The organism is Pseudomonas sp. GW821-FHT09H03, assembly GCF_059415945.1.
Map to the genome: position 1 here is coordinate 247,950 of NZ_JBWKOF010000008.1, position 18,641 is coordinate 266,590.

General features: G+C 59.6%; 12 protein-coding genes. 7 read left to right on the forward strand and 5 right to left on the reverse strand.

The genetic code is table 11. From position 1 onward, the window contains the following. Positions 1-420: 420 nt before the first annotated feature. The 5 genes from AC07OG_RS14020 to guaA all read left to right on the forward strand — a co-directional run bounded on the left by AC07OG_RS14020 (position 421) and on the right by guaA (position 6,289). A complete protein-coding gene (locus AC07OG_RS14020; RefSeq protein ID WP_060543145.1) occupies positions 421-888 on the forward strand; it encodes a VUT family protein in 468 nt (155 codons plus the stop codon). Positions 889-987: 99 nt separating this feature from the next. Continuing rightward, the gene (gene purT / locus AC07OG_RS14025; RefSeq protein ID WP_060543146.1) at positions 988-2,169 is read left to right on the forward strand and encodes a formate-dependent phosphoribosylglycinamide formyltransferase; all 1,182 of its coding nucleotides are present in this window, start codon (positions 988-990) and stop codon (positions 2,167-2,169) included. Between the two features lie 194 nt (positions 2,170-2,363). Beyond that, the gene (locus tag AC07OG_RS14030; RefSeq protein WP_060543147.1) at positions 2,364-2,912 is read left to right on the forward strand and encodes a hypothetical protein; all 549 of its coding nucleotides are present in this window, start codon (positions 2,364-2,366) and stop codon (positions 2,910-2,912) included. Between the two features lie 230 nt (positions 2,913-3,142). Then, positions 3,143-4,612 carry an IMP dehydrogenase gene (gene guaB / locus AC07OG_RS14035; RefSeq protein WP_459733611.1) on the forward strand — a complete coding sequence of 490 codons (1,470 nt, stop codon included), beginning with the start codon at positions 3,143-3,145 and terminating at the stop codon, positions 4,610-4,612. A gap of 99 nt (positions 4,613-4,711) precedes the next feature. Continuing rightward, positions 4,712-6,289 (forward strand): glutamine-hydrolyzing GMP synthase, encoded by a 1,578-nt coding sequence (gene guaA, locus AC07OG_RS14040; RefSeq protein WP_218424893.1) that lies wholly within the window; start codon positions 4,712-4,714, stop codon positions 6,287-6,289. Positions 6,290-6,549: 260 nt separating this feature from the next. Here the strand turns inward: guaA and AC07OG_RS14045 are convergent, their stop codons facing one another. Together AC07OG_RS14045 and AC07OG_RS14050 are read right to left on the reverse strand one after the other, a co-directional pair. Then, the gene (locus AC07OG_RS14045) at positions 6,550-10,896 is read right to left on the reverse strand and encodes a membrane-targeted effector domain-containing toxin (protein WP_495067292.1); all 4,347 of its coding nucleotides are present in this window, start codon (positions 10,894-10,896) and stop codon (positions 6,550-6,552) included. 32 nt (positions 10,897-10,928) lie between these two features. Then, on the reverse strand, positions 10,929-13,943 hold the full coding sequence (locus AC07OG_RS14050; RefSeq protein WP_495067293.1) for a membrane-targeted effector domain-containing toxin: 3,015 nt from the start codon (positions 13,941-13,943) through the stop codon (positions 10,929-10,931). Positions 13,944-14,152: 209 nt separating this feature from the next. On the opposite strand from AC07OG_RS14050, the gene AC07OG_RS14055 reads away from it, so the two are divergent. Beyond that, on the forward strand, positions 14,153-15,529 hold the full coding sequence (locus AC07OG_RS14055) for a multicopper oxidase family protein (RefSeq protein ID WP_495067294.1): 1,377 nt from the start codon (positions 14,153-14,155) through the stop codon (positions 15,527-15,529). After that, the gene (tadA, locus tag AC07OG_RS14060) at positions 15,529-16,026 is read left to right on the forward strand and encodes a tRNA adenosine(34) deaminase TadA (protein ID WP_060543153.1); all 498 of its coding nucleotides are present in this window, start codon (positions 15,529-15,531) and stop codon (positions 16,024-16,026) included. Before AC07OG_RS14055 ends, tadA begins: the two co-directional genes overlap by 1 nt. Positions 16,027-16,157: 131 nt before the next feature. On the opposite strand, the gene cmoB is transcribed toward tadA, so the two are convergent. The 3 genes from cmoB to AC07OG_RS14075 all read right to left on the reverse strand — a co-directional run bounded on the left by cmoB (position 16,158) and on the right by AC07OG_RS14075 (position 18,639). Continuing rightward, positions 16,158-17,114 carry a tRNA 5-methoxyuridine(34)/uridine 5-oxyacetic acid(34) synthase CmoB gene (gene cmoB / locus AC07OG_RS14065; protein ID WP_495067295.1) on the reverse strand — a complete coding sequence of 319 codons (957 nt, stop codon included), beginning with the start codon at positions 17,112-17,114 and terminating at the stop codon, positions 16,158-16,160. Next, the gene (gene cmoA / locus AC07OG_RS14070) at positions 17,111-17,890 is read right to left on the reverse strand and encodes a carboxy-S-adenosyl-L-methionine synthase CmoA (RefSeq protein WP_495067296.1); all 780 of its coding nucleotides are present in this window, start codon (positions 17,888-17,890) and stop codon (positions 17,111-17,113) included. Before cmoA ends, cmoB begins: the two co-directional genes overlap by 4 nt. A gap of 113 nt (positions 17,891-18,003) precedes the next feature. Continuing rightward, positions 18,004-18,639 carry a lysoplasmalogenase gene (locus tag AC07OG_RS14075; protein ID WP_218424884.1) on the reverse strand — a complete coding sequence of 212 codons (636 nt, stop codon included), beginning with the start codon at positions 18,637-18,639 and terminating at the stop codon, positions 18,004-18,006. Positions 18,640-18,641: the final 2 nt, after the last annotated feature.

An 18,641-nucleotide genomic window follows, 5' to 3' on the forward strand; every position in this document is an offset into this window, starting at 1 on the left:
GGGTTACGCCGACCTGAGATATTGAGTCGATCTCAGGTTTGAGAAGCACAAAAAGCCCCTCACCCTAACCCTCTCCCGGGGGGAGAGGGAACTGATCGAGTTGGATGCTGGGGTTACTCCGGCCTGAGATATTGAGTCGATCTCAGGTTGAGAAGCACAAAAAGCCCCTCACCCTAACCCTCTCCCGGGGGGAGAGGGAACTGATTAAGTTGGATGCTGGGGTTACGCCGACCTGAGATATCAAGCCAAACTCAGGTTGGAACAGCACGAAGATCGGCTCCCTTTCCCCCTCTCCCCCTTGGGGGAGAGGGCTGGGGTGAGGGGGTGGCTCTTGATCTTTGCAATGCATCGCACCACACCGGGTATTGGTCCACCCCCACCCCCTGAAGTACCCTGTGCGCCAAATTGACAGGTACCCCCATGCTCTTCCTGATCGCTTACATCGGCAGCGTCGTGCTGATCAACTATGCCTTTTCCACCGCCCCGCACCTGGACATCATCTGGTCGGCCTGGGGCGGCCTGGTATTCATCTTGCGCGACATGGTGCAAACCCGCTTCGGCCATGGCGCCCTGGTGGCGATGCTGGCGGCGCTGGTGCTGTCCTATATCACCTCCGATCCTTCTATCGCCCTGGCCAGCGCCACGGCGTTCGCGGTGTCCGAGTGCATCGACTGGCTGGTATTCAGCATCACCAAACGCCCACTGCACGACCGCCTGTGGATAAGTTCGGCCCTGAGCATCCCCATCGACACCTTCATTTTCTTCGGCATGATCGACGCGCTGACCCCCGGAGTGATCCTCACTGCCCTGGGGTCGAAGTTCGCCGGGGTCACGGCGGTGTGGCTGATCATGGCCTGGCGCCTGCGCAAACAGGCCATCGTCAGCTGAAGCCAAACCCCGCGGTTCATGTAAAATGCCGCGCTTTCTCCCATGGGAAGTGTGCCAGGCGCCGCGTCCCTCGATGATCCGCTTCTTGAGGACCTTCAGATGACCCGTATCGGAACTCCATTGTCGCCCACCGCGACCCGCGTATTGATGTGTGGCTGTGGCGAGTTGGGCAAGGAAGTGGTGATCGAGCTGCAACGCCTGGGCGTTGAAGTGATTGCCGTGGACCGTTACGCCAACGCGCCGGCCATGCAGGTTGCCCATCGCAGCCATGTGATCAACATGCTCGACGGCGCCGCCCTGCGTGCGGTCATCGAAGCCGAGAAGCCGCACTTCATCGTGCCGGAAATCGAAGCCATCGCCACCGCAACCCTGGTGGAGCTGGAGTCCGAAGGCTTCACCGTGATTCCGACCGCGCGTGCTGCGCAGTTGACCATGAACCGTGAAGGCATCCGTCGCCTGGCCGCCGAAGAGCTGGACCTGCCAACCTCGCCGTACCATTTTGCCGACACCTTCGAGGACTACAGCAAGGCCGTCGAAGACCTTGGTTTCCCGTGTGTGGTCAAACCGGTCATGAGCTCATCGGGCAAAGGCCAGAGCCTGTTGCGCAGCATTGATGACGTCAAGCAGGCCTGGGATTACGCCCAGGAAGGCGGTCGCGCCGGCAAAGGCCGGGTGATCGTTGAAGGTTTCATTGATTTCGACTACGAAATCACCCTGCTGACCGTGCGTCACGTCGGCGGCACCACATTCTGCGCGCCGGTCGGCCATCGTCAGGAGAAGGGCGATTACCAGGAGTCCTGGCAGCCGCAGGCCATGAGCCCGATTGCCCTGGCCGAATCCGAGCGCGTGGCCAAAGCGGTCACCGAGGCCCTGGGTGGTCGCGGTCTGTTTGGCGTCGAGTTGTTCATCAAAGGTGATCAGGTGTGGTTCAGTGAAGTCTCGCCGCGTCCACATGACACTGGTCTGGTCACCCTGATCTCCCAGGACCTGTCGCAGTTTGCCCTGCACGCACGGGCGATTCTGGGCTTGCCGATTCCCTTGATCCGTCAGTTCGCGCCATCGGCTTCGGCAGTGATCCTGGTGGAAGGGCAGTCGACCCAGACCGCATTCGCCAACCTGGGCGCCGCGTTGAGCGAGCCGGATACCGCGCTGCGACTGTTCGGCAAGCCTGAGGTCAATGGTCAGCGCCGCATGGGCGTTGCCCTGGCCCGCGACGAGTCGATCGAAGCCGCGCGCGCCAAGGCGACCCGTGCTGCGCAGGCGGTGGTTGTAGAGTTGTAAAAACCACTCTGGCGGGCCTATAACTTCTATGGGGTCGCCACAATTTACTGTAGGAGCGAGCCGGCTCGCGATGGACTCAAGAGCACCGCGGGGAACCAGCCCCCCGCGTTATCGTTAACGACCATCGCGAGCCTGCTCGCTCCTACAGGGGTTGTTGATCGACTACCCTTTATGAAAGCCCCAGGCCTGTACCCATGAATTCCCAAAGCATCATCGTCCCGAAAATCTCCACCCTGCCGGTGCACGAACCCCGGGCTCGGGCTGTGGTGCGCTGGCTGGTGCGCAAGAACATCATCGAGGAAGAACTGAGCACCTGTGGCCGCACCGGCAATCGCATGGCCCACGCCATCGGCGACGGTGCCCGCGCGGTGGTCCTGCGCCCGGAGGCGTTGCCGTTCGGCGAGCCGGTCAACGGCCTGGAGATCGTCACCAAGCGCTGCATTTATACGCCGGCCAAAGGTTTTCTTGAGGAAGCGGGCTGCGCCGAGTGCCGCAAGGAAATCGGCGAGGCACTGTTCGAAAGCCTGGAAGACTGGATGCCGGGCCGCACGGACAACTTCACCTGCCCCGAATGCGGGCATGAAGATGACATCAACGGCTTTCTGTTTTTGCAGGAATGCGGGTTCTCCAACCTCGGGTTCATTTTCAATAACTGGGCCGAGGCCGGGTTCAAACAGAGCTTTATCGACGAGTTTGCCGATTGGCTCGATCAGCCCGTCAGTTGGGTCAAAGTCGAACTCTGATGATCTTGTGGGAGCGAGCCTGCTCGCGATAGACGTGAACGATAACGCGTGTTGTCTGGAAACAAACGCCGCCTTCAGGTTCATCGCGAGCAGGCTCGCTCCTGCATGTTATTTGGCGTCAGATACCCCGTCGATCACTGCATCGATAATAGATAGAGTTTTACATTGAACCCGAGAGGGTGTCTGACTATAATGGCGCGCTTCCATTTTCCCGCTCGGGAGCCCCCGCGATGCTGCGTATCAGCCAAGAAGCTCTGACATTCGACGACATTCTCCTAGTGCCCGGTTATTCCGAGGTGCTTCCTAACGAAGTCAGTCTCAAGACCCGCCTTACCCGTGGCATCGAGCTGAATATCCCCCTGGTTTCCGCTGCCATGGACACCGTCACTGAAGCCCGTCTGGCAATTGCCATGGCTCAGGAAGGTGGTATCGGCATCATCCACAAGAACATGACCATCGAGCAGCAAGCTGCCGAAGTTCGCAAGGTCAAGCGTTACGAAGCCGGTGTAGTCAAGGATCCGATCACCATCGAGGCCGATGCCACGGTGCGTGAACTGTTCGAACTGACCCGCATGCACAACATCTCCGGCGTTCCGGTACTGCACAATGGCGACCTGGTCGGCATCGTCACTTCCCGTGACGTGCGTTTCGAGAACCGTCTGGAAGCCACCGTCCGTGAAGTGATGACGCCTAAAGAGCGTCTGGTCACGGTCAAGGAAGGCGCCGACAAGAACGACGTTCGTGAGCTGTTGCACAAGCACCGCATCGAACGCGTGCTGATCGTCGACGACAAATTCGCCCTCAAAGGCATGATGACCGTCAACGACATCGAAAAAGCCAAGGCTTACCCGCTGGCCAGCAAGGACGATCAAGGTCGTCTGCGCGTTGGCGCTGCCGTCGGCACCGGTAAAGACACCGGCGACCGCGTTGCCGCCCTGGTCGCTGCCGGCGTTGACGTGGTGGTGGTCGACACCGCTCACGGTCACTCCAAAGGCGTGATCGACCGCGTTCGCTGGGTCAAACAGAATTTCCCTGAAGTGCAGGTGATCGGCGGCAACATCGCCACCGGCGCTGCCGCCAAGGCCCTGGCCGAAGCTGGCGCCGACGCAGTCAAGGTCGGTATCGGCCCTGGCTCAATCTGCACCACCCGTATCGTCGCCGGTGTCGGCGTGCCGCAAATCAGTGCCATCGCCAACGTTGCCGCTGCCCTTGAAGGCACCGGCGTACCGTTGATCGCCGACGGCGGCATCCGTTTCTCCGGTGACCTGTCCAAGGCCATCGTCGCCGGTGCCTCCTGCGTGATGATGGGCTCGATGTTCGCCGGTACTGAAGAAGCACCGGGCGAGATCGAACTGTTCCAGGGTCGTTCGTACAAGGCTTATCGCGGCATGGGTTCGCTGGGCGCCATGTCCCAGGCTCAAGGCTCCTCCGACCGTTACTTCCAGGACTCCTCGGCCGGTGCCGAGAAGCTGGTTCCGGAAGGCATCGAAGGGCGTGTTCCGTACAAGGGCACCCTGAGCGCCATCATTCACCAACTGATGGGCGGCCTGCGTTCCTCGATGGGTTACACCGGCAGTGCCGACATCGAAGAAATGCGCACCAAGCCTGAGTTCGTGCGGATCACCGGCGCTGGCATGGCCGAGTCCCACGTTCACGACGTACAGATCACCAAAGAAGCGCCAAACTACCGCGTAGGTTGAGCCTTCAAGCAACAAGCTAAGCAACCGGGGCTGTTTTATTCAGCCCCGAGTTGTTTCTGAATCACGACTGTTTCTGAATGACTTAGACGAGACTGAATCATGGCCCTCGATATTCACGCTCACCGCATCCTGATCCTCGACTTCGGTTCCCAGTACACCCAACTGATCGCCCGCCGCGTGCGCGAAATCGGCGTGTACTGCGAACTGCATCCGTTCGACATGGATGAAGATGCGATCCGCGAATTCGCGCCTAAAGGCGTCATCCTCGCCGGCGGCCCGGAGTCGGTCCACGAAGCCGACAGCCCTCGCTGCCCGCAGGCCGTGTTCGACCTGGGCGTACCGGTCTTCGGTATCTGCTACGGCATGCAGACCATGGCCGAGCAACTGGGCGGCAAGGTTGAAGGTTCCGAGCTGCGTGAGTTCGGTTATGCCCGCGTAGACGTGGTCGGCAAGAGCCGCCTGCTCGACGGCATCGAAGACCACATCGACGCCGACGGCCTGTTCGGCCTCGACGTATGGATGAGCCACGGTGACAAGGTCACCAAGATGCCGGAAGACTTCCACATCCTGGCCAGCACCCCGAGCTGCCCGATTGCCGGCATGTTCAGTGACGAGCGTCGCTACTACGGCGTGCAGTTCCACCCGGAAGTGACCCACACCAAGCAGGGCGGTCGCATCCTGTCGCGCTTCATCCTCGACATCTGCGAGTGCGAAGCCCTGTGGACTCCGTCGAAGATCGCTGAAGACGCCATCGCCCAGGTTCGCGCCCAGGTCGGCACCGACAACGTCCTGCTCGGCCTGTCCGGCGGTGTGGACTCGTCCGTGGTTGCCGCGCTGCTGCACAAGGCCATTGGCGACCAGCTGACTTGCGTATTCGTCGACAACGGCCTGCTGCGCCTGCACGAAGGCGAGCAGGTTATGGCCATGTTCGCCGAGAACATGGGCGTCAAGGTGATCCGCGCCAACGCTGAGGACCAGTTCCTCAACAACCTGGCCGGCGAAGCCGACCCGGAGAAGAAGCGCAAGATCATCGGCCGCACCTTCATCGACGTATTCGATGCCCAGTCCAACAAACTGGACAACATCAAGTACCTGGCGCAAGGCACCATCTACCCGGACGTGATCGAGTCGGCTGGCGCGAAAAGCGGCAAGGCCCACGTGATCAAGTCGCACCACAACGTGGGCGGCCTGCCGGAAGAAATGAACCTCAAGCTGGTTGAACCCCTGCGCGAGCTGTTCAAGGACGAAGTCCGTCGTCTGGGCCTGGAACTGGGTCTGCCGTATGACATGGTCTACCGTCACCCGTTCCCGGGCCCGGGCCTGGGTGTGCGCATCCTCGGTGAAGTGAAGAAGGAATACGCCGACCTGCTGCGTCGCGCCGACCACATCTTCATCGAAGAACTGCGCAAGGCCGACTGGTACCACAAGGTCAGCCAGGCATTCGTAGTGTTCCAGCCGGTGAAATCGGTGGGCGTGGTTGGCGATGGCCGTCGTTACGCCTGGGTCGTGGCCCTGCGTGCCGTGGAAACCATCGACTTCATGACCGCGCGTTGGGCTCACCTGCCTTACGAACTGCTGGAAACCGTCAGCGGCCGAATCATCAATGAAATCGAAGGCATCTCCCGCGTGACTTATGACGTGTCGAGCAAGCCGCCGGCGACCATTGAGTGGGAGTGATCCTGCACCCATTCGGGTGACTTGAGCGCTGACACAAACAAGCCGTGTGAAATCTGATTTCACACGGCTTTTTTTTATGTTTTTGATGGCGTTTCGGAGCATACAGAAGTACGTCGGTATACGCGTTTCCCTGTAGGAGCGAGCCTGCTCGCGATGGTCGTTAACGATCACGCGGGGAGTCGGATTCCCCGTGGTGCTCTTGAGTCCATCGCGAGCCTGCTCGCTCCTACAGTTGTCGACCGCATTCTCCTGTTCCGCAATCAAAGCGGTTTTGACCAGCCGGCCAAGGTCAGCTTCATCTCTTTGAGTGCCTGCAGAAGTGCGGCCACGCTTTCAAAGCGTTTGCCATCGACCGAGGGCCACGAGGGGCGCTCAATGTAGTAACGGCCGGACTCTTTGATGATCGGTGTGGACGTAACGATGTTGTTGCGGCCGCGATGAACAATCTGGATGCCAGTGTTACCGGGTTCACGTTTCAGGGTGAACATGCCCGGACGAGACAGCAATGTGTCGATCTGCGCTTCAGTCTTCGGTAACCATGGAGTCTCGATCTGCAGACGTAGATCGCCTTTTACGAAACCTTCGGATTTACCCGGTTGATTGCGCAAGCTTCTACCCGGGTCGGGTTCAATACCGGTGGACAAACCTTCGGCCACATCTTCGATGCGCACCCCCAGGACACCTTCCAGTTCGCTGACCCCCGCGACGCCCTTAAAGGTATTGGAGTGAGCGTTGCCCATCAAAGCCACCCACTTGTGGGCGCCGCGCGCTGATTGATCGGCGCGGATGATGATTCGGGCATGGAAATTCATCATTTTAAGCCGTGCTGTCACATCACTCACCCCCATACCCGACACCCGATAGCTGGCCGCGCTATCGATGGCCTGGATGCGAATGCCATGTTTGTTGGCTTCGCGGACCACGGCGAGAAAGGTGTATCGCTCAAGAGGATCCGTCAGTTGGCCGGCGTCCAGTTCTGTCAGGTAAGTTTCCACGTCCCTGGGCATGACCGACGTTTCGGCGAAGGCATCCAGTCCTGTTTGATGGAAATCCGTAAGCAGATGTTCCATGTACAGGGTCTTCACATCCTGCTCGGCCAAAGCCTGCATGTTGTCGATCAGAAACTGCTTGCTGCCGATGTCGGCGTGACTTTCGCCGATGACCAGTCCCTCGCTTTCTTCGAAAACGGTGCGAATAAAATCACCTTGGGCGATGTGCGGATCCAGTGACGGGATATCAGGTCGCGGCGCAAGTTGAGGGTCTGCATAGAAGCGCGCAGCCTCTTCATACAGGCGCTTTCTGACGGCCTTGAAATGCTCGAAGGCCTCGGTTCGGGTCCTGGTCCCTATGCTGTCGATCAGCAGGTCGTCTTCGAGCCCGGCCGCTACATTTTTCAAATCGGCCCGCCATTGCAGAGCGACATCATAGGGGGAGGTCACCAGCGGTGTTTTTGCCGCAGGCAAGGCGGGATCCAGGGTCACGGGTACGTCGGGTGATGCGACAGTCTCACCGTCACCCAGCGCCTCGCCCGGTTTGGCCTGAGGATCGATGCGCACCCGGATTCGGGTCATGCCTTGCTCTTCCAGGGCATCGCTCAGTAGCTCGATATTGTCGAAGTGACGGCCACTCAACGACCATCGCGGATGGACGATGAACAGTCCGCCCCTGTCCTTTTGAATGTCGGTTGTCACCAGGGCGCCACTTTTGCTGCGGTGAGTCAGTTGGGGTTTACCGTCGACGTCCTGGACGGTGAACATGCCCGTATCGGGAAGGGCCTGCTCCATTGTGCGGGCGGTAGTGACGGGTGGCTGGCCGTGCAGGCGCAGACGCCAATCGCTTTTGACTTTGCCCAATGGACGATCAAACTCATCCAGCAGGCTTTTGCCGGGATCCTGTTCAAGGCTAATGGTTTTGCCGACGGGTACGTCTTCGATACGCAGCCCCGGTGTGCCTGTCAGCTCGCTGAGGCCGGCCACCTCATCGAACGTATTGACTCGCGTCTCGTCCACCAGCGCCACCCATTTGTGCGCACCTCTGGCTGTCTGATCAATGCTGATGATGGTGTCCGAAAAGTAGTTCTTCATTTTGTGGCTGCTGGTGAAGGTCGTGTGCTCCATTCGGGGAAATCTGGAGCTCGCCACGCAATCGATCGCCTGAACGCGGATATGGTTTTTCTGCGCGGTCCTGACCAATTGCTGGTAGCCGTAACGCCCTGCCAGATCGGTGCCCTTGTTCACATCGAGTTTGCCAAGGTAGCGTTCGAGCGGCTCTGGCATTTTGCCCGTGTCATGGAAGACGTCCAGATCGGCCTGATGGATGTCGGTCAGCAGCCGGTCGAGGTAAAGCGTCTTGACCTTCTGTTTGCCCAATATCTGCATGTTGTCGATCAGCAGTTGCTGGCCGCCAATGCTGCCGCTTTCCTGTCCGAGCACCAGGCCCGGTGCGTCCGCCAGCAGGCGCTTGACGATGTCTTTGCTCGCTGTGGAGGGTTTGATGGTTGCAATGGCAGGCCGGGGCGGTAAGGACGGGTCGGCATAGAAGGTGATGGCGTCATCGTACAGACCGCGACGCAAGTCCCTGAAAGCCTGAAACGATCGCTCGCTGGCGTCTGTGGCGTCCAGCGGGAAGGTTTCGCTTCGGCCCTCGGCTAGCGCTGTCATTGCCGCTTTTGATTGTTCCGGCAGTTCATAGGAGGTCGGCGCTATTTCGACCTTGGGCAGGGGTGAAGGGCTTTGTCCCCAAGGCTTGAGCCCGAAAATTTTGCCTCCGCCACTGAGTCCCGTCCCCGCCTCCGAGCGGGGAACAGGTTCCCATTGCAACGCTTCGTTCTGTCGCACTGGAACATTGCGATAAAACGAGTACGGATTGGCCGGATCGATAATCACCCAACGCTTCATTTGCCCGACATAACGCACCTGATAGAAGCCATCCTGGCCGGCGCGACGCATATAGATGTAGGTTTTGCCAGAGGGGGTCAGAATGATGTTGCGCATTTTCTGATCAACGAAGTCCTGGCGGGTCGCTTCGCTAATCTCTGTCTTGAAGGCATCGAGATAGTCTTGGGGTTCAGGCGGCAATATCCGTTGCGGGACGATCTCTTCAAGTTTGGGGATCGCGGCGCGGGCGATGGCGCTTTCGCTCAACTGTTCCTCGGGGGCGAAGAACGCATCAGCCTCGGCAATTTCCGGTAACCGCCCGCTGCCTTTGATGAACGTGGCGTTGAACAAGGTATCGATGGCCGCAAAAATGGCGCCGGTTACGCCGGCCTTACGCTCGCCGGGCGTTTTGCCGTTGATGGCCTGGTCGATGTTCAAGCCGACGTTGGCGATGCCCGCGCCGACCACTGCCAGGGCCACTGGCCAGCCGACGGCCGCCAGAGGGCCGAACATACGGCCAAAGGCATTGAGGTAGCCCACCCAGAGTTTTTTGCGCAGGTCACCGTTGGAATGCAGCATGTAGTTGCAGTCGCTGATCATGCGGGCATGCACCGCATCGCTCAGGAAAGTGAAGGCATCCTGGTTCACCGAGTCGCTGGCATGGTCGATCAGATGATGGTCATTGGAGTGCCAGGCGTTGAACAACAAGTCCAGTACATGGGTGAGTCCGACATTTTCGCTGTGGGGTTCGCGAAACAACCACACAACCAGGCTGGAAACCGGCTTGATCACGGGGTTTACGCTGGCTAGCCAGTCCAGCTTCGACAGCTGGCGCGTCGGCGCGTCTTGCGTGATGTCGTGGTCAGCCACTTGAAAGTGCGCCATGAAGCGCTGGCGATCAGAGGAGTCCTTGATCGCGGACAAGATCCACCAGTGCAGATCGCGCGGTGTTTGCAGGGCATGAAAGCCCCAGATCTCACCCGGGACGTACAGAATCTGGCGGCCGCTCTGATCAATGATGCAAAGGATGTCGGTGGCGACAAAGTCACCGACTTTCAACAGGGTCACGCGTAGTTCGTTGCTGACGGGTGCCTCTGACTCCAGCATCTGAAGGGTCACCGGCCAGCTCACATTACTGGCGACGGCCTTGATCACGGTTTTGAAGTTCTCGTCGGACAACCGGCCGCCTTCGCGGTCTTCCATGGCCTTGGCAAGAAATGTGCACTTGGCCAATGCCCGATAAGTCTTGCCGTATTTTTTCCAGAACGAGGCGATTTTGTTTTTATAGCGGTCGGCGAAATTGATCGCCCAAAAGTCCTTCAATACCTCGTTGCCATGCAGGCGCACTTCGTTGGTTTCGTTGTAATTGCCTGCATCTGCCCCGGCGCTGTAGAAGCCGCCATAAAGGTCCAGCAGATCGGCGTTGTCCTGGTCCTGGACATTGAAACGCTGGATGACCAACTGGGGCAGGGTCATGCTTTGCCAGGGCTTCTCGTAGAGGTGTTCCCAGCCGGTAATGGTTTTCGAACTGCTTTGGGCAAGGTGGAAACGATGGTAATAAACCTGCTCCGGCTCAAGGTGGGTGATGCCATGCTTGAGCAGAATGTCACTGGCGATGCCCCGGGCCATTTCGTACATATCGGGGCAGGCTTCAACCAGTGCGGGAACCAGCGATTTGATAGCCCGCAGGTCGCTTGCATCGGGCAGTACAGCGTTTTCAGTGGAGTTCACAGTGTCGTCCTTGAGCATTGTTGGAAACCCTTTCAAACGGGAACGCGGCTTTGCAGGCTCATGCCCATCTGGCTCAGTTGCTCTGCCAGTCGCGGCACGCTGGCGAACGCAATGTCGCTGACCATGGGCCATGCCGGCCGGTGAATGAAAAAACGCCCGTCAACCCGTTGTTGCACCGGCGTGCGAACGAGCATGCCCGCGTGACTGCGATGCACCAGCTGGTAATTTCCTGCCGTTTTTTCGAACAGGTACATGCCCCGACGATGCAACAGGTTTTCCAGCTCATGCGGGTGCCAGGTCAGCGGCGGGGCGTCCACTTTCAGGCACAGGTCAGCGAAGAGAGTGTCTTGGTCGCCGCGCATTTGACCACCATTGGGAAGCGGGCCTCGATTCACGTCGATACCCGAATCAATAGCGACGCCTGTCGCTTCACCGGGATTGACTTCCTCTATGCGCAAGCCAATGCCGCCCCTTAGTTCGCTGACGCCTGCGACGCCTCTGAAGGTGTTGGTGTTTTCGGCGCCGGTCAACACAATCCATTTACCGGGAATGTTGATGAGTTCGTCCGCGGTCATGATGGTTTGCGCCAGGTGATTGGCGATCATCTGCTCCTCAATCGGTGTCAAAGGAGTGTTCATTTTGTAGCTCGTCACACAATCCAGAGCCTGTACGCGCACGCCGTGCTGTCTGGCCACCTGAACCAGTTCCAACTCATTGAATCGACCGGTCGGGTCGGTGCCAAGGTTGGTCAGGTAGCGCCTCAGATCATTGGGCATTTCTCCGGTCTGGAAGTAACTATCGAGCTCGACCTGAGCGAAATCATTGAGCAGGCGACGCATGTAAATAGTCTTGGCGTGCCTGGCCAGTGCCGGCATGTTTTCAATCATCAAGCGCATGCTGGTGATGCGATCCAGGCTTTCACCCACGACCAGACCGGGGGATGCTTCAAAAATGCCATCGATCAGCTCGGTCATTGGCATGTCGGCCGTGACGGCGGGTATTGCCGGGCGTGGAGGCAAGTTGGCCCAGGGCAGATCGCTGAAAAATTTCCGCGCGGCAGTGAACAGAGTGGTGCGTTTACCGAGGAAATACTGTGCGTACGGATCCTGTATAGCGCCGCCGGGTGCTATCCGTACATGGGTCTCGCGCAGATTCAGCGCCCACTTTTTCAGCGATAGCTGCTGTGCTGGTTCGGCATCGTACACAGTGGTCACGTGACGCCAGGAACGCGATGTCGAGGGTTGTGGCTCGGGCAAGGGCGGCAGTGGCTCGCGCGCTTCCATCTCAATGTCGACCGCGCACTCTTTGCCGACGCACTGGCCACCGCCATTGAGCCTGAGTGAGCGCATCCGCTCCCACTGTCCTTCGGCATTCAGGCGAACCGGCAACGAGTGAACGAACTGGTTGGGTCTTTGCGGGTCAACGATCGCCCAGTAGCCACCGCCCCTGGAGTCTGCGAAGTAGCGTACGTAATAGGGATTGTCATTCAAGAGGATGGCGTAGGAGGGGTCAGTGTCGAGCCGGTAGATCCCGCGGAATTTTCCTGGTGTGCTCTCCGGAGTCAGGTCTTCGAGCAATTCATTGCATTGATATTTGGCGGGCACCTCAGGCGCGACAGCCGTTTCAGGCGGCACCGGCAAGGATGTTTCAATAGGCGGCGGCGCTGCTGTATCGATTGGCGCTGCCGACTGCTTCAGCTCGGCCATTTCAGCGGCCTCGGCTGCTTCAACCTCGGTACCCACCTCCAGCAGTGATCCGCTGCCTTTGAGGAATGGCACATTGAACAAAGCATCGATAGCACTGAGGATTGCGCCGATAATGCCTTCTTTGCGCTCGGCAGAGGTCTTGCCGTGAATGGCCTGGTCAATGTTCAGGCCTGTGTTGGCAATGCTGGCACCAATCACTGGCAGCGCCATCGGCCAACCGACAGCGGCCAACGGACCAAATACCCGTAGTCCGGCGCTCAGGTAGCCGATCCACAATTTCTTGCGTACATCGCTGTTGGAGGTCAGTGACAGGCTGGCTTCGGCGAACATGGCGTTCCTGGCCGAATCCTGCAGCCAGGTAAACGCATCACCACTGACCAGCTGGTTTTTCTGGTTGATCAGGTGATGCTCTGATTTGCCCCAGGTGTCCACCAATTGGGTCATGAGGTCGGTAATGTTTTCGGTTATCTCGTGACGATCGGCCAAGGCAAAGTGGCTCATGAACGCCTGGCGCGGTCCATCCTCGTTCATTTGCTCCAGCACCCACCAATGCATGGCCGCTTCGTTCTCCATCACCTCAAACACCTTCGCGCTACCGGGTAGATAAAGGATTTGCCGACCCTTGGCATCGACGATTCGCAACGCGTCGGTGGCCACATGACCGTCGACATCCAGGGCGCGCACATCGTGGTTCACCGGATGTGCCGATTGCAGCGCCTTCAGGCTGACGGGCCAGGTGACAGGGCCTATGACGGCGTCGACGACGCACTGGAAGTCATCGCCGGCCAGATGCTTTTGGGCGAGGGCCTGAATCGCGTTACTGAGAAAGTTGCACTTGGCCAGCGTGCGGAAATCGTCGCAGTGCCCGTCCCAGAAGGCGGTCAGTTTTTCGTGGTAAAGCGTGCTGAAGTCGATCTTCCAGAACGCCTTCAGCACCTCGTTGCCGTGCAGGCGCACTTCGTTGCTCTGGGTGAAATCCTTGGCGTTCGGCCCGGCCGTATAGAAACCACCGTAGAGGTCCAGCAGATCGGCATTGTCCTGGTCGGTGACGCGAAAGCGCTGGATCACCAACTGAGTCAGGGTCAGGGACTCGTAGGGCTTTTCATCGGTGTGCTCCCAGCCGGTGAACGACGTAGCGCTGCTCTGGGCAAGCTTGAATCGATGGAAGTAAACGAGGTCCGGATCGACATCCGCCAAGCCCTGGCTTTTCAGCAGGTTTTTGGCAATTTCATGGGCCGTGTCCTGCAGGCTCGGGCAGGAGAGTACGACGGTTGCGGCGATGGATTTGAGTGCCGCCTTGTCTGCGGCATTTGGCAGCGGGCGAGTTTCGGGGGAATTCATGCTCTGTTCATCCTTGAGAAACGGCCGTTGAAGATGGCTCATTCGCTCAAGGGAAATGCACTACATATGTATCGCGGATGAGCGGGTGGTTTCGAACAACCCTGCGGCCATCCGCCGCCCCGCCCTTACTGTTTCGCAATTGCAGGTGTATCGTATTCGCCTTTTATGGCCCCTTGGGCCTGCAGTCGATATGAGAGGTAGTTGAGTTAATGTCCTTTACCCGTCGCCAAATCCTCGGTGGCCTGGCCGGTCTTGTTGTCGTTGGCGTCGGTGCGGGGGGCGCGTCGCGGTACTGGCTGGGCAAGATGGCCGACGCCAACGCGGGTCACGACTATGAGCTGATCGCGGCACCGCTGGATGTCGAACTGGTGGCCGGGCACAAGACTCAGGCCTGGGCGTTCGGGCCGTCGGCGCCGGGCACCGAGTTGCGGGCGCGTCAGGGTGACTGGCTGCGGGTGCGTTTCATCAACCATCTGCCGGTAGCCACGACTATCCACTGGCATGGCATCCGCCTGCCGCTGGAGATGGATGGCGTGCCTTACGTCTCACAGCTTCCGGTATTGCCGGGTGAGTACTTCGACTACAAATTCCGTGTGCCGGACGCCGGCAGCTTCTGGTATCACCCGCACGTGAACAGCAGTGAAGAACTGGGGCGCGGGCTGGTCGGTCCGCTGATCGTCGAAGAGCGCGAGCCTACCGGTTTCAAGTACGAGAAAACGTTAAGCCTGAAGAGCTGGCACGTCGATGAAGAAGGCGCTTTTGTCGCGTTCAGCATTCCCCGCGAAGCGGCCCGTGGCGGTACGGCGGGGCGTCTATCGAGTATCAACGGCGTCCCGCAAGCGGTGATCGAGCTGCCAGCCGGGCAGATCACCCGGGTGCGGCTGCTCAACCTCGACAACACCCTGACTTATCGCCTGAACATCCCCGGTGTCGAAGCGCAGATCTACGCCCTGGATGGCAACCCCATCGAGCCGCGGCCACTGGGCAAGGAATACTGGCTCGGCCCGGGCATGCGTATTTGTCTGGCGATCAAGGCGCCGCCGGCCGGTGAAGAGCTGGCGTTGCGCAACGGGCCGGTGCGCCTGGGCACCTTCCGTTCGGTAGCCAATACTGATGCGCCAACCGAATGGCCGCCGGCGCTGCCGGCCAACCCGGTCGCCGAGCCGGACCTGGCCAATGCAGTGAAACTCAACTTCAATTTCGAGTGGGTCGGCTCGGTGTCGTTAAACGTCGACAACGGCAAGCCGCCAAGCCTGTGGCAGATCAACGGCAAGGCTTGGGACATCACCGACAAGACCTGCGCCGACCGCCCGATTGCCAAGCTGGAAAAGGGGAAAAGCTACATTTTCGAATTGAAGAACATGACTCAGTATCAGCATCCGATTCACCTGCACGGCATGAGCTTCAAGGTGCTTGCCTCGAACCGGCACAAGGTCATTCCGTACTTCACCGACACTTATCTGCTGGGCAAGAACGAACGTGCCCAGGTGGCGCTGGTGGCGGATAACCCGGGAGTGTGGATGTTCCACTGCCACGTGATCGACCACATGGAAACCGGCCTGATGGCCGCTATCGAGGTGGCGTGATGCGTCAGATTCGGCCCGCCGCCATCATCGACCGCAGCCGTGATCGCGACTTCATGCGTGAGGCCCTGGAACTGGCTGCCCAAGGCGCCGCCCTCGGTGAAGTGCCAGTGGGCGCGGTACTGGTGCAGGACGGTGAAGTCATTGGTCGAGGCTTCAATTGCCCGATCAGTGGCAGCGACCCGAGTGCACACGCCGAGATGGTCGCCATTCGCGCTGCCGCCCAGGCTGTGAGCAACTATCGCCTGCCAGGCAGCACGCTGTACGTGACCCTGGAGCCGTGCAGCATGTGCGCCGGGCTGATCGTGCATTCGCGGATTGCGCGGGTGGTGTACGGCGCGCTGGAGCCCAAGGCTGGGATTGTGCAGAGCCAGGGGCAGTTTTTTACCCAGGGTTTTTTGAATCACCGGGTGTTGTATGAAGGCGGGGTGTTGGCGGAGGAGTGTGGGGCGGTTTTGAGCGAGTTCTTCAAGGCCCGCAGAGCCAAATCTTCAGACTGAACACTGAACTGATGTGGGAGCGGGCTTGCTCGCGAAGAGGGTGTGTCAGTCGACATGGTTGTTGTCTGACACACCGCTTTCGCGAGCAAGCCCGCTCCCACATTTTGATCTCCATTGATCTGGAGAATGGGTTACTTGCGGGCCACGATGACCGCCCGCATCGGTGCCGGCAGCCCTTCAATGGTCTTGCTGTGATCTTCCGGATCAAGAAAGTCGCTCAGCGACTGGTACTTCATCCATTCTGTCCCGCGCTGTTCCTCGACCGTGGTCACGCTGACATCCACGCACTTCACATCGGTGAACCCGGCACGACGCAACCACAACTCCAGCGCCGGCACTGACGGCAGGAACCAAACGTTGCGCATCTGCGCGTAACGGTCTTCCGGCACCAGCACCTGATGTTTATCGCCTTCGACCACCAGCGTCTCCAGGACCAGCTCGCCACCCTTGACCAGGCAATCCTTCAGCGCCAGTAAGTGCTCGATCGGCGAGCGACGGTGGTAGAACACACCCATGGAAAACACCGTGTCGAAACCCTCAAGGTTCGGCGGCAGGTCTTCGAACGGGAAGGGCAGGTGCCAGGCATTCGGCTCGGACAGGTAACGCTGCACCGCCTGGAACTGGCAGAAGAACAGCCAGTTCGGATCGACGCCGATCACGCTGTCGGCGCCGGCGCCGAGCATGCGCCACATGTAATAGCCGTTGCCGCAGCCGACATCGAGAATGCGCTTGCCCTTCAAGTCGAGGTGCGGGGCGACCCTCGACCATTTCCAGTCCGAGCGCCATTCGGTGTCGACGTGCACGCCGAACAGGTCGAACGGCCCTTTGCGCCATGGCGACAGGCCCATCAGCGCGGTACGCATTTGCGCTCGGGTCTCGTCGCTGCAATCGGTGTCCAGCGTCAAGCCATTGAGCAGGTCGACTTCGCTCGGCTGAATCTTCGGCAGGGCGTCCAGCGCGCTCTGCCAGCGCTCCAGGTCGCCATGACCTTTTTCCATTTTCTTGTCGAGTTGTGCTTGCAGGGTGTTGGCCCATTCGGCCAGCGGCGTGCCTGCCAGACGGCGGGCGAGGGGGGACAGATCAATCATGGCAAGGCAATCAACGAGGCAAAGTTAAGACACTGGAACCACGGCACGACTTTCGAGAACCCGGCGGCCAGCAGGCGTTCGCGGTGTTCTTCGAGGCTGTCGGGCTTCATGACGTTTTCGATGGCGCTGCGCTTCTGGGCAATTTCCAGTTCGCTGTAGCCGTTGGCGCGTTTGAAGGCAATGTGCAGGTCAGTCAGCAGCGCGTGTTCCTGCTCGTCTTCGAAGCGCAGTTTTTCCGAGAGGATCAGCGCGCCGCCGGGCAACAGCGACTGGCGGATGCGCGACAGCAATGCAGTGCGCTGGTCGGGGGCGATGAATTGCAGGGTGAAGTTCAGCGCCACCACGGATGCCGGTTGAAACGCCAGGGCCAGAATGTCACCTTCGATGACCTCGACCGGCAGCAACTCCTGGAACATCGAGTCCTGGCCGTTGAGGTACTCGCGGCAGCGCTCGACCATGGCCACGGAGTTATCCACAGCGATGACGCGGCAACCGTCGGTGCGCACATGTCGGCGCAAGGCCTGGGTCACAGCGCCAAGGGACGAGCCGAGGTCATAGAGCACGCTATCCCGCTGGGCGAACTGCGCGGCGAGCACGCCGAGGTTTTCCACAATGGTCGGATAACCCGGCACCGAGCGCTTGATCATGTCCGGGAACACCCGCACCACGTCCTCGTTAAAGGCGAAGTCAGGCACCTGGGCCAAAGGCTGGGCGAAAAGGCGATCGGGTTCTTTGCTCACGGCGGTTCCAGCGGCGTAGGTGGAAAAGGCCGGCATTTTAGCCAACTTGGCGCGCGGATGCGCGGGTTGTCTGATAAACCGCCTGACTTACGCGCATGCAATGCCAAGAGGGCAATTGTGGCGATCCGACAAGCCCCTCACCACAGGGGTCAACGCGGTTTCTGAGAGAACGCCGAAGCAGTAATCCCCCATTGCCCCAGCCAGTAGCTGAGGATGATCACATAGGGCGCCGCATCAAACGGCACCACAAACCGGCTGATGCCAATCACGCTGTCCGAGAACACAAACGCCACCGCACCACCAGCCGCCAGCAACGCCGAGCGCTTGGGCACATCAGTGCCCAAGCGAGCCAACGCGCGCCAGAGCATCGCGCTGATGGCGAGGCCGTAGACGATCACCGGAATCAACAACGGCCCCAATCCATGGTTGATCAGAATCCCCAGCAGCACGGCACCCACACCGAGGGCGACAATCAGCGGCAGCACCGCCAGACGCCGGCAATCGCTCAAGTACGCTTTCAGATAAGCCAGGTGAGCGACCAGAAACGCCCCCAGACCGAACACGAACAAATCCCCCGGCCACGCCAGCAACACATCGCCGAGCAGGGAGAAGATCAGGCCGAGGCTGATCCAGCGTCGATAATCGCCGGGAGGTGCATCGTGCAGCCAGCCGAGCAAGGCCAGCACCGGCAAGGGTTTGACCAGCAGGCAGAGCAAATCGGCATGCACACTCAAGCCATAGAGAAAAGTCACCGCGCCCATCAGCGCCAGAATCAGCCAGCCCATGG

Excerpts from the sequence above, each read along its gene's own strand:
- AC07OG_RS14020 (WP_060543145.1), top strand. The coding sequence starts at position 421 with ATGCTCTTCCTGATCGCTTACATCGGCAGCGTCGTGCTGATCAACTAT.
- purT (WP_060543146.1), top strand. The coding sequence starts at position 988 with ATGACCCGTATCGGAACTCCATTGTCGCCCACCGCGACCCGCGTATTG.
- AC07OG_RS14030 (WP_060543147.1), top strand. The coding sequence starts at position 2,364 with ATGAATTCCCAAAGCATCATCGTCCCGAAAATCTCCACCCTGCCGGTG.
- guaB (WP_459733611.1), top strand. The coding sequence starts at position 3,143 with ATGCTGCGTATCAGCCAAGAAGCTCTGACATTCGACGACATTCTCCTA.
- guaA (WP_218424893.1), top strand. The coding sequence starts at position 4,712 with ATGGCCCTCGATATTCACGCTCACCGCATCCTGATCCTCGACTTCGGT.
- AC07OG_RS14050 (WP_495067293.1), bottom strand. The coding sequence starts at position 13,943 with ATGAATTCCCCCGAAACTCGCCCGCTGCCAAATGCCGCAGACAAGGCG.
- AC07OG_RS14055 (WP_495067294.1), top strand. The coding sequence starts at position 14,153 with ATGTCCTTTACCCGTCGCCAAATCCTCGGTGGCCTGGCCGGTCTTGTT.
- tadA (WP_060543153.1), top strand. The coding sequence starts at position 15,529 with ATGCGTCAGATTCGGCCCGCCGCCATCATCGACCGCAGCCGTGATCGC.
- cmoB (WP_495067295.1), bottom strand. The coding sequence starts at position 17,114 with ATGATTGATCTGTCCCCCCTCGCCCGCCGTCTGGCAGGCACGCCGCTG.
- cmoA (WP_495067296.1), bottom strand. The coding sequence starts at position 17,890 with ATGCCGGCCTTTTCCACCTACGCCGCTGGAACCGCCGTGAGCAAAGAA.
- AC07OG_RS14075 (WP_218424884.1), bottom strand. The coding sequence starts at position 18,639 with ATGGGCTGGCTGATTCTGGCGCTGATGGGCGCGGTGACTTTTCTCTAT.